Source organism: Microbispora cellulosiformans, from assembly GCF_008728085.1.
In the GTDB taxonomy this organism is placed as follows: domain Bacteria; phylum Actinomycetota; class Actinomycetes; order Streptosporangiales; family Streptosporangiaceae; genus Microbispora; species Microbispora amethystogenes.
Genome location: NZ_VYTZ01000001.1, coordinates 278,852 through 290,151 on the forward strand (window position 1 = coordinate 278,852; position 11,300 = coordinate 290,151).

An 11,300-nucleotide genomic window follows, 5' to 3' on the forward strand; every position below is an offset into this window, starting at 1 on the left:
CGAAGCCCGCGACGAGCACGACGCGGTAGACCCGGTCGGGCGGGTAGTCGAGCCGGACGACCCCCGACGTGCCCGCGGGAATCCGCCAGGCCTGCCGCCAGCCGTCGATCTTCACGGCCGTCAGGGTGTGCCCGGCGACCGTGGCGGTCCAGCCCGCGTTGAAGTTCTCCCCCAGCACCAGGTAGGCGTCGGCCTCCGCCGAGACGGACACCGTGCGCCGCGAGGCGCCCCAGGACTCGGCCGAGACCTTCCCGGAGAACTTCGGAGTGGCGGCTGGTGCCGGGTCCGCGCCACCCTTCACGCCATCCATCACGACGGAGTCCACCCGGAACGGGTCCAGCGGTACGGCTCGGATCCGGGTGGCGCCCGGGGCGACACGCACCTTGCCGCAGGAGGTGAAGCGCAGCGGGCGCCCGGTCAGCACGTCACCGTAGACGCCCTCGACCCGGGTCGCGACCCGCTCGCCGCCGCCCGTACCGCCGCCCGTACCGCCGACTGTCAGGGCCGGCCCGAAACCGCAGTCGAGGGTGAACGGGACCCCGGCGATGTCCGGCAGCGGCTTCACCCCGTCGATCAGCACGTCGGTGACCTGCAGCGGCGGGGCCGCCGGGGAGAACTGGATGCGCAGGCGGTCGGTCTTCACCGGGCGGAACCGCACCTCGCCCTCGTCGTCGAGCCAGCCGCCGCGCACGCTGCCGTCGCCCGCCGTGATCAGCACCGACGTCCACGGGCGCGCTCCCTTCGGGCGCTGGACGACGATCCGGCCGACCGTCCTGGCCCTCGCCCACCGGATCGACAGCTCGGGATGGCGGTCGTTCTCGCCGCTGATCCAGGTGGTGCGCGGGTCGCCGTCGAAGGCCGACCTGGCCGCCGCCACCGGCTGGTCGACGGCCACACTCGACCCGCTGACCTGGGGGAACTCGGTCAGTTGCGCGTACCGGTCGATGGCGGCGGCGTCCCGCAGCACGGCCCGGCCGGTCAGCCGTGGGGAACCAGCGGCAGGGACCGTGACGGTGTGGTCGAAGGTGTAGCCCTCCTCGCCCTGCCGCTCCGCCGACGGCTGGCACAGCCACCGGACCGGCCCGAGCACGCAGGGCGATTCGTCTCCCGCCGCCCTGGTCATGACGTACGTCGTGGGCGTCCCGGCGGTCTGCCCGGAGACGTCCGGCGACCGGTACGTCCGGCCGGTGGTCAGGCCGGGAACGGTGATCTCCGCGATGCCCACCGACGTGCCGAACGCGTCCTCCGGCTGTTCGGCCAGCCGCAGGACGCGCAGCCGGAGCCAGGACGACGGCCCGTCGGTGACCCGCAGGCTCTGGGAGCCGCCGGTCTGCGCGACGTCCGTGAGGTCCTGCTCGACGCGGCCGGCCGCCGTCTCCACGGCGACCCGGACGGGCGGCGGCCCGAGGACGGGGTCGGTGACGAATCGCACCCCGATGTCGGTGAGCCGCAGGGGCCGCTCGAAGTCGATCCTGATCCACTGGCCGAGTGGCCCGTCCGTGCCGCCCGACCGCCACATCGTCCACGGGTTCCCGTCGAGGGCGGCGTACGGCAGATAGCCGGGCGACTGCGGCATGGCGATGGTGCCGGGGTCGGAGGCCGACGAGGAGGCCGACACGCCCGCTACACCGGTGTAGGCGGCGGTGGCGGAGAACGGCGCCCAGCCCGGCTCCAGGTAGTCGTCCACCACCCCGGTTCCCGGCGGCGACTCCCCGTCGGCGAGCGTCGGCGAGACCCCCCTCCGGATGGTGCCGAAGTGCCGCTGCCTGCGGCGGAGGGAGTCGGTGACGACGGCCTCACGGGCGTCGCCGGGGTCCGCGTTCAGCACCGTGGGACGCTCCCCGAATCGACCGCTCAGAAGCCCCTGGTCGGCCAGGTCGAGCAGCCCCTCTGGCGCCCCGTACACCCGCAGCAGGCCACCGGCCGGGAGCAGCGAGACGACACCGGCGGCGCCGTCGACCTCGTACACCTCCAGCGCGGGGTAGGCCGGGTCCTGGCCCAGGACGGCGTCGTCCATGTCCCAGCTCGACCCGACATCGGGGCCGAACGAGGCGACCCTGGCGACGCCCTCGGTGTCGGCGAGCGCCTGGTGCACGCGCGCGGGAAGGGTGCCCTCCATGGCGCGGCGGTCCAGGTCATTGCGCACCAGGAGGAACCGTACGCCGAGGCGGGCCAGCACCTCGTGCAGACCAGGGGACCCGCGCCCGGCGGCCACCTGCCGGTCCACCGCGTCGAGCACCCTGGTGAGCCCGGTCGAGCCGGCCGCGCCGATCTGCCGTTCCGCCCAGCGCACCGTGAAGAGCTGCTGCATGGGTTCGTCGAGGGGCCGTCCCCAGGTGTACTCCGCGAACGCGGACCCGGGCAGGGCCAGCACCGCCTGGTCGCCGGCTCGGCCGTTCAGCCATCGGGCGGCGTCGTGCCAGTAGCCCGGGATCTCCCGGAACGTCCCCGGCCCGGCCAGCCCGAGCTGGAGGACCGGCAGCGTGATCCCCGCCAGCGCGGCCACCACGCCAGCCATCAAGAACCGCGCACTCAAGTGGGGCCGCCGTGCGGCGGCGAGGATATGAGCGAGGCCAAGCGTGAGCGGAAGACGCACCACGGGGTCGAACTTGCGCAGGTTCCGCAGCGGCGCGAGGGGACCGTCGATCAGCTCGCGGACCGCCGGGGCGAGCGGCGCCTCCAGCGCGCCCAGGTGGCCCGCCGACATGACGAGCAGGCCCGCCAGCAACGTCAGCGTCACGAACTGCCGGTGCGGCGCGTCGGCCCGCAGCACGCCGGCGAGCCCGATCGCGGCCAGCAGGCACGTCGCCACGGCCGCCCAGGTCGCGTGGGTGAGCTCGAAGCCGACCGGCATCGCCGGACCGGCGCCGCCCGTGATCGAGGTCACCCAGTCGGCGGTGCCGCGCAGGATGTTCGGCAGCGAGGTCACCTGGGTCGTCGTCGCCGCGCTCTCGGTGTAGGGCAGGAACGAGAACGCGAACCTGCCCATGAGCAGCAGCGGGACGGTCCACCAGAGGGTCGCCGCGGCCACCCCCGCCAGCCACCACGCCAGCAGCCGCACTCGCTTGGCCTCCGGGTCGCGGGTGGCGACGAACAGCACCGGGACGACGAGGACCGCCCCCACCGCGACCGCGTTGACCCCACCGCACAACGCCACCGCGAACGCCGAACGGGCCGCGCAGACCATCCGGTTGCCGCCCCGCGCGGCGGTGACCAGCGGCAGCAGGATCCACGGCAGCAGCGCCATCGGCTGCGCCTCGGCCGACAGCACCCCGAGGTCGGACACCGCGCGGGGGGCCAGCGCGAAGGCGAGCGCGGCGACGAGACGGGTCTCCGGCGTCCCGATCCCGAGCCGGGCCGCGAGCCGGTTCATCCCGGCGAGGGCCGTCACGGCGAGCAGCGCCATCCACAGCCGCTGGACCACCCACCCGTCGAGCCCGAGCAGCTTCCCGAACAGGAAGAACGGGCCCATCGGGAAGAGATAGCCGGAGACCTGGTTCTGCAACTGGCCGAACTGCGCCGGATCCCACAGGTCGAGCGCCCGGCCGAGGTACGCCGCGGGCGTGACCGTCAGGTCGATCTTCGTGTCGGCCAGCAGCTCACCGGGCCTGGTCCGGAACACGAGCGCGACGAGCAGGAGCGAGGTGGCCAGCAGACGCAGCCGGTTCCGCATCCGGGCGTCGGTCGTGAGAGTGCTCGTGTGGCTGCTCGTGTGGCTGCTCATCGGCCCTTCCGGGGTGGGTCCGGCAGGAGCTCGGCGAACATCGCGGCGCTGCGGTCCCACGTGAACCGGGCCGCCCAGGCGCGGCACTCCCGCGCGGTCTCGGCCGCCCGCGCGGGGTCGGACAGCAGCGTGAGCGCCTCCGACGTCACCTTCGCGAGCGACCGGCCCTCCGCTGTGCCCTCCGCCATGCCCTCCCCCGCGCTCTGCCCGGCCAGCCAGCCCGTACGCCCGTCGCGTACGGCGTCGCGCAGGCCGTCGACGTCGAAGGCGACCGTCGGCACGCCGAGCGCCGCCGCCTCCAGCACGCTCAGCCCCCAGCCCTCGCCCTGGGACGCGGACAGATGCGCCCAGGCGCGGCCGACGAGCCGCTCCTTCTCCTCCTCCGGGACGTGCCCGTGCAGCCGTACGACGTGGGTGAGCCCGCGCTCGGCCACCAGGGCGGTGAGGCGCCCGAGTTCGGGGCCGCGGCCGACCAGGTCGACGGTGAGACCCGGCCATTCCGCGCGCATCGTCTCGGCGAGGCCGACGACGAGTTCCATCCGCTTGTGCGGCACCATCCGCCCCACGCAGACGAGGGAGGGCCGCTCGGTCCGCTCGTGGCGGGCCCGCTGAGGCGGGTGCCCGCCGTTGGGCACGACGGTGATCGGCCCCGTCCAGGCGAGCCTGCGCCGCATGGCCGCGACGGTGGACGGGGAGACCGCCACGCAGAGGTGCCGCCGGTAGATCCGGCGGGCCGCCGGGCCTTCGAGGAACCGGCCCAGCCGCGCGAGCCAGCCCGGGAAGTGCACGCCGAACTGCGCGTCGTGGACGTGGTGCACGACGCACAGCACCCGCACCTCCCGTGGCACGAGCAGCGGGGTGAAGAACGGGATCCCGTTCTGACAGTCGATCACCACGTCGAACTCGCGGCGGTGCCGCCACAGCCAGGCCGCGGCACGGGCGTACACGGTGAAGGTGCCGCCTCCGCGGACGATCCTGACTCCCTCCACGGTCTCGGCGGCCGCCTGCCCGGGGCCGCGCGCGGTGACGAACGTGAGCTCCGCCCCCCACTCCGTGAGCCGCCTGCCGATCTCCCAGGCGTACGCCTCGGCGCCCCCGGCCCGCTCGTGCCAGGGATCACGCCAGTTGACCAGGGCGACGCGCAGGCCGGACAGCCGCGGCGGCACGCCGTTCGTCCCGTTCACGTGTTCGTCGGCATGAGGTGTTCCGGCAGGGCTCAGGCGGTGACGGGCGGCGTGTGATCGAAGGCCGTGTGTTCGAAGGCTGTGTGATCGGGTGACAGGGGCTCTGCGAAGGGGCGGGTGGAGGCCAGCGCGAGGCGGGGGCGGGCCGCCCGGCGGCCGGAGCGCGTCCTGACCCAGATGACCGCGATCTGCAGGAAGACCCCCCAGCTGTGCCGCCAGCACGAGAACGTCGAGCCGCCGACGTCCCTCCAGGTCACCGGGATCTCCTGTACGCCGGCCCCGAGCAGGTGCACGTGGGCCAGCAGTTCCACGTCGAAGGCGAACCCGGTCGTGCGCAGGCGCCGGGCGGCCCGGCGGGCGAGGTCGCCGTGGAAGAACTTGAACCCGCACTGGGTGTCGCCGATCGGGCCGGTGACCCGGCGGGCCAGGGCGCGGAAGACCCGGGCGCCCAGCCTGCGCACCCGGCTGTGCCGCGCCTCGACGACCGAGCCCGGCGCGGCGCGGGAGCCGATGACCGCGGGCTGTCCGGCGACGAGCCGCCGGACCACCGTGTCGAGCGCGGCGAGGTCGGTGGCCATGTCCACGTCGCAGAACCCGACGAGAGGGGCGGTGGTGGCGAGCAGCCCGGCCCGGACCGCCGCGCCCTTGCCGCGCGTCTCACAGCGGATCAGCCGGATCGGCGTCGTACGCGGGGGCAGGGCGCGCACGACGTCCGGCGTGGCGTCCGTGCTGGCGTTGTCCACGACGACGATCCGCGCGGGAAACGGCAGCTCGGCGAGTTTCGCGCACAGCTCCGACAGTCCCTTGGCGATCCGCGCCTCCTCGTTGCGGGCGGGGATCACGATCTCCAGCACGGGAGAGCCCTTCGGCGGGGGCATGGCGGGGGTGGTCAGCGGCTGCCGTAGTTGTACAGGGGCTTGTTGACCGGGCTCGGAGACGTGTCGGCCACGTTGACCAGACCCACCGTGGCACCCACGGCGAGCAGACCGCCGACGGCCACCGCCAGAAGCACGCGCATGGAAGGGCTCCTCACTCGACCGTTTCATCGACACCTGACGATCGACGCCTGACGACACTAGAACCAGATTCTCTTACCATAAAGTAGATAGACGAAAGAGAGACAAACCAGGCCAGGATAACGGCGTAGGCAGGCGGACTCCCGGTAGGCGCCTGCTCAGGCGTCGGCTCAGGTGCGTCGATGGCGTACAGCGCGGCGTACCGTCCGGTGTAGACGGGCCGGGCGCCCCGGAGCCGCGGGTGGAACTCGTTCCAGTTCGACTGGTCGCCGTCGAGCACGACGAAGCGGAACCCGGCCCCTCGCAACGCCTCGGTCAGCGGAGCCCTCGACCGCACCAGTGGGGTCAGCGCCAGGGCACGGGGGTCCTCGGCTCCGACCACGGTCTCCCCCGCCCCCTCTCCCCCGCCGTCCCCCACCCGGACCGCGTCGTTCCAGACGACCCGCCGGGGCAGATATCGGGGCAGCGGATCGAGCACGGAGCGCCTCCCGTTCCAGTCGTAGGCGCGGTACGCCTCCCACGGCAGCAGCAGCACGTCTCCCGGGACGGGATCGGCCGCGACCCGGGCGCGTACCTCGTCGAAGTCCCGTGGATAAGGCACCGCCGCGAGCCTGCCCATGCCGCCCAGGGCCAGTGTGGGGAGCAGCAGCAGCGGCGCCCCCGCCGCCACCGCACTCGCCACCACCGCACTCGCTCTTACCGCACTCGCTGTTCCCGCGCGCGCCCTTACCGCATCCCCTGCCACCGCGCGCGCCGGCGCACCGCGTAACCGGGCCGCGACCGCCCCGAGGCCGAGCGCCTGCATTAACGCGAGCGGGGCCACATACTGCTGGGCGTCCCGGAGCACGGCGAATCCCGCCCAGTGCGTCACCAGCACCCGCAGGGCCGCCCGCCCCGGCTCGGTGACGCCCAGCGCGGCCACCGCGAAGCCCGTCACCCCCGCCACCGCCAGGCCCGGCCGCGCCGGGACCCCTCTGGCCAGGGCGAAGCCCGCCAGCATCACGACGGCCGCCGCCAGGCGCAGGACCTGCGGCAGCGTCGCGTCGTACCCCGGCGGCACGGCCTCGGCGTTCCAGATCCCCGACAGCACGAGGAGGCTGCCGAGCGCTCCAAACGGCGTGTCCGCGCGGGCCGCGAACGCGTCGACGCCCGCCGGGTCGCCGGGCACCCCGCCCGGCCGCAGCAGGCTCGGCACCAGCCAGGGCAGGCTCAGCGCCACCCACGACACCGCGAACACGCGCAGTGTCCTGCTACGCGACCTGTTACCTGCCTTGTCGCGCGCGTACGCGGCGACGGGCGCGGCGGTCACGAGCGTGATGATCATCGCCATGAAGCCGCCGGCCGCCGCCGGCAGCAGCGCCAGCACGATCGCCCGCCGCTCTGCCCCCCGCCCTGCCCACCGCGCTACCCCTCGCCCTGCCTCCTGTCCTGCCCGCCTCTCTCCGCCGGACACCGCGCGTACGGCCCAGGGCAGCCCCGCGTACCCCAGCAGCAGCGCCCAGTGCCCGAGCAGCAGCCGTTCGGCGACGAAGGGGTTCCAGGTGTAGAAGACCACGGCGGCCAGCCTCGCCGTAAGCGGCCACCGCTCGGTCAGGGCCGCCATCCCGCAGCAGGCCAGCACGAAGATCCCCAGAAGGACGGCCTTCTGGACCAGCGCCCCGGGCAGGACGAGGCCGAGCGCCGCGACCAGCGCGTCGCTGGGGACGGCGCGGGGCAGCGTGCCGGACAGCCCGAAGGCCGTCGCACCGAACACCGGCTCCGGGACGAACACGAGGTCGTAGGCCAGCGCGAACCCGGGCCCGAGCGCCGGGCCGAGGGCGAACGCGCCGATCAGCAACCCGCCCCAGATCGGCCAGCGGCGACCGGCCGCGTCCCAGAAAGACATGTCTCCCAGTTCTAGCGGCAGTGCCGGCTACCTGCCCGGCTCGGGGTCGCGGGGCAGGCCGAGCAGGCGCTCGGCGATGATGTTCAGCTGCACCTCGGTCGTGCCACCGTAGATCGTCATCGCGCGGGTGGCGAGCACGGCCCGGTTCCAGTAGCCGGCGTCGCCGAGCTTCCAGTCGGCGGCGGTGACGGCGGCCGGGCCGATCAGGGAGACCGCGGCCTCCGACACGTGCTGGGCGTGCGCGGTGGACAACAGCTTGCGCACCGAGGCGTCGGCGCCCGGCTCCTCGCCGGCGAGCTGCCTGAGGGTCACCCGCAGCGACAGCGCGTTGATGGAGTGCGCCTCGCAGACGACCGCGGCGAGGTCCTGCCGTTCGGCGGGGGTGAGCTCGCGGCCGAGCCGGCCGGCCAGGCCGAGCAGGTCGGGCACCGACGCCCCGGTGCCGCCCGAGCCGGACGACAGGCTGACCCGCTCGTTGGACAACGTGTTCCTGGCTACCCGCCAGCCGTTGTTCACCTCGCCGACGACCATCCCGTCGGGGACGAAGACGTCGTCGAGGAACACCTCGTTGAACAGGTTCTCCCCGGTCATCTCGCTCAGCGGCCGCACGGTGACACCGGGCGCCTTCATGTCCACCACGAAGTAGGTGATGCCGTCGTGCTTTGGTTTGGATGTGTCGGACCTCGCGATGCAGATGCCCCACTCGGCGACGTGCGCGACCGAGGTCCAGATCTTCTGGCCGTTGAGCCGCCAGCCTCCCTCGACCTTCTCCGCCTTCATCTGCAGCGAGGCGAGGTCGGAGCCCGCCTCGGGCTCGGAGAACAGCTGGCACCAGACCAGCTCGCCGCTCAGCGTGGGCGCCAGGAAGCGCTCCTGCTGCTCCGGCGTGCCGTACGTGACCAGCGACGGCACCACCCAGGCACCGATGATCATCTGCGGCGGCTTGATCCCGGCCGCCCTGACCTCCTGGTGGATGAGCACCTGCTCCAGCGGGGAGGCCGCGCGGCCCCAGGGCCGGGGCAGGTGCGGCATGACGAACCCGGCCTTCGCGAGGGCCCTCTTCTGCTCCGCGCCCTCCAGTGCGGCGATCCCGGCCAGTTCCTCGCGGATCGCCTCGCGCAACGGCCGCGACTCCTCGGGCAGGTCGATCTCCATCTCCCGGGTGACGCCCTTCAGCGCCAGCGCGGCCACCCGATCGGACCACTCGGAGGAGGCGCCGAGCAGCGCGCGGATCGTCAGCGCGCGGCGGTAGTACAGGTGCGCGTCGTGCTCGAACGTGTAGCCGATGCCGCCGAAGGTCTGGATCGCGTCCCTGGCGCACCGCACGGCGGCGTCGGGCGCCATGACGGCCGCGATCGCGGCGGCGTGGTCGCGCTCCGCACCCATCGCCCGGGTGGCGTCCCAGACCGTGGCGCGGGCCTGCTCCAGCGCCACCAACATGCGAGAGATCTTGTGCTTGACGCCCTGGAACTGGCCGATCGGCCGGCCGAACTGCACCCGCACCTTCGCATAGTCGGCCGCGGCGGCCACGCACCAGGCGGCCACCCCCGCCGCGTCCGCGCCGAGGACGATCGCGGCCGTGGCGAGCACCTCGTTCCTGGTCAGGCCGGTCAGCACGCGCTCGGCGGGCACCTCCAGGCCGGACACCTCGACCATGGCCACGCCGCGGGTGAGGTCGAGCGGCCGGACCACTGTGATCGTGGCCTGGGCGGCGTCGATCGCCACCCACTCCTCCCCGGTGTTCGTGGTCACCGGGACCACCAGCACGTCGGCGACCCCGGCGCCGAGGACGTGCGCGGCGGTTCCGATGATCCTGAGCCCGCCCTCCTCGCGTTCGCCGACGATCTCACTGTTGAGGGCCAGTGCTCCGGTCAGGGAACCGTCCGCCAGCCCGGGCAGTAGATCCGCCCGCGCCTTCGCCTCGGAGGCGAGGATCGCGGCACCGGCCAGGATGGTGGGCACCATCGGGCCGGGTGTCATCCGCTCCGACAGGGCTTCGATCGCCACCGCCGCTTCCAGCAGGCCGTAGCCGGAGCCGCCGTACTCCTCGGGCAGGTGCAGCCCGAGCAGCCCCTGACCGGCGAGGGCGGGCCAGAAGGCGGGACGCTCCTCCATGCCCGAACTCGCGCCCCCCTCCGCGCCCGGCTGGGCTCCCGGCTGGGCGAGGACGTCGACCACTCCCCGTACGACGTCGGCGGGAACGGCCCGCTCGGCCCATCCGGACACCGACTCGCGGAGCGCCTCGTGCTCCTCGTTCAGCCCGATCCCCATGTGATCCTCCAGCCCTGACGCCGCGTAGAACCATATTCTAGAGGAATATTCGCCGACGGGTTCGGGGCCGGTCATGACCTGCGCTGACGGCGGCGCGCCGCCTTGCGACCACGATCGCCGCAGGTAGACAGGGGCTATGCAGCTCACACGGAAGGCCCTCCGTACGGCCGCCGGCACGACCGTGGCGGCGCTGGTCGTCGGAGGGTGCGCGCCGCGGACCACCGGCACCGGGACCACCCCGCCTCCGGTGGCGACGACGGCGCCGAGCACCCCGCTCGCGCCCACGCGGGCGGTCGCGCTCGAGTCGGCCTACGAGCAGGTCATCAAGAAGGTCCTTCCGTCGACCGTGCAGATCACCACCGGACAGGCACTGGGCTCCGGCATCGTCTACGACAAGGAGGGGCACATCCTGACGAACGCCCACGTCGTGGGCAACGCCACCGAGTTCCGGGTGACGCTGGCGACCGGCGGCAAGTCCAGGAGGGCCCGGCTCGTGAGCAGCTATCCGGCGGGCGACCTCGCGATGATCCGCGTGGAGGACGCCCACGGGATGACGCCCGCGACGTTCGGCCGCTCCTCGAACCTCAAGGTCGGGCAGATCGTGCTGGCCATGGGCAACCCCCTCGGCTTCTCCGGCAGCGTGACCGAGGGCATCGTGTCGGCCCTCGGCCGCACGGTGACGGGCGAGCGGCACGCCGGCGGCGGGGCCGCGACCATCACCAACGCCGTGCAGACCTCCGCGCCCATCAACCCCGGCAACAGCGGCGGCGCCCTGGTCGACCTGTCCGGGCAGGTCATCGGCATTCCGACACTGGCCGCCGTCGATCCCGAGCAGGGCGCCGCGCCCGGCCTCGGCTTCGCGATCCCGAGCGACACCGCGACCGACGTGGCCCGCCAGATCATCCGGTACGGCCGGGTCGTCAACACCCGCCGGGCCGCCCTCGGCGTACGGGTCGGCACCGCGGTCGACGCGAACGGCGACCCGATCGGCGTGGTGGTCGGCTCGGTGGCCCCCGGAGGCGGCGCGGACAAGGCGGGCATCCGCCCTGGCGACGTGATCGTGCGGGTCAACGGCACCGGGACCCCCACCGCCACCGCACTGTCGCAGATCATGGCCACGCTCCGGCCGGGAGACAGCGCGCGGGTCGAGATCCTGCACCCGGACGGCACCAGGAGCACGGTCTCGGCCGTCCTCAGCGAACTGCCCGCCGGACAATAAG

Annotated in this window: 6 protein-coding genes and 1 pseudogene; 1 reads left to right on the forward strand and 6 read right to left on the reverse strand. The window is 73.6% G+C overall.

Going from position 1 to position 11,300, the window contains the following annotated elements:
* Nucleotides 1-589: 589 nt before the first annotated feature.
* From F5972_RS39595 to F5972_RS01105, 6 genes and pseudogenes are all read right to left on the reverse strand, one after another.
* Nucleotides 590-3,724 (reverse strand): annotated as a pseudogene (locus F5972_RS39595) (alpha-(1->3)-arabinofuranosyltransferase domain-containing protein); the annotation flags it as partial.
* Nucleotides 3,721-4,908, reverse strand: a complete 1,188-nt coding sequence (locus F5972_RS01090) for a glycosyltransferase family 4 protein (RefSeq protein ID WP_225311075.1) — start codon at nt 4,906-4,908, stop codon at nt 3,721-3,723. The gene F5972_RS01090 and the pseudogene F5972_RS39595, both read right to left, overlap by 4 nt.
* A 32-nt stretch (nt 4,909-4,940) precedes the next feature.
* The gene (locus F5972_RS01095; RefSeq protein ID WP_150930176.1) at nt 4,941-5,786 is read right to left on the reverse strand and encodes a glycosyltransferase; all 846 of its coding nucleotides are present in this window, start codon (nt 5,784-5,786) and stop codon (nt 4,941-4,943) included.
* Nucleotides 5,787-5,797: 11 nt separating this feature from the next.
* Nucleotides 5,798-5,926: a hypothetical protein gene (locus F5972_RS38685; RefSeq protein ID WP_263641786.1), complete on the reverse strand. Its 129-nt coding sequence runs from the start codon at nt 5,924-5,926 to the stop codon at nt 5,798-5,800.
* 11 nt (nt 5,927-5,937) lie between these two features.
* Nucleotides 5,938-7,809 (reverse strand): hypothetical protein, encoded by a 1,872-nt coding sequence (locus F5972_RS01100; RefSeq protein ID WP_191909884.1) that lies wholly within the window; start codon nt 7,807-7,809, stop codon nt 5,938-5,940.
* 27 nt (nt 7,810-7,836) lie between these two features.
* Nucleotides 7,837-10,080 carry an acyl-CoA dehydrogenase gene (locus F5972_RS01105; RefSeq protein ID WP_150930178.1) on the reverse strand — a complete coding sequence of 748 codons (2,244 nt, stop codon included), beginning with the start codon at nt 10,078-10,080 and terminating at the stop codon, nt 7,837-7,839.
* Nucleotides 10,081-10,216: 136 nt separating this feature from the next.
* On the opposite strand from F5972_RS01105, the gene F5972_RS01110 reads away from it, so the two are divergent.
* On the forward strand, nt 10,217-11,299 hold the full coding sequence (locus F5972_RS01110; RefSeq protein WP_150930180.1) for a S1C family serine protease: 1,083 nt from the start codon (nt 10,217-10,219) through the stop codon (nt 11,297-11,299).
* Nucleotide 11,300 lies beyond the last annotated feature (1 nt).

Coding starts and splice junctions, on each gene's coding strand:
- F5972_RS01095 (WP_150930176.1), bottom strand. CDS start 5,786: ATGCCCCCGCCGAAGGGCTCTCCCGTGCTGGAGATCGTGATCCCCGCC.
- F5972_RS38685 (WP_263641786.1), bottom strand. CDS start 5,926: ATGCGCGTGCTTCTGGCGGTGGCCGTCGGCGGTCTGCTCGCCGTGGGT.
- F5972_RS01100 (WP_191909884.1), bottom strand. CDS start 7,809: ATGTCTTTCTGGGACGCGGCCGGTCGCCGCTGGCCGATCTGGGGCGGG.
- F5972_RS01105 (WP_150930178.1), bottom strand. CDS start 10,080: ATGGGGATCGGGCTGAACGAGGAGCACGAGGCGCTCCGCGAGTCGGTG.
- F5972_RS01110 (WP_150930180.1), top strand. CDS start 10,217: ATGCAGCTCACACGGAAGGCCCTCCGTACGGCCGCCGGCACGACCGTG.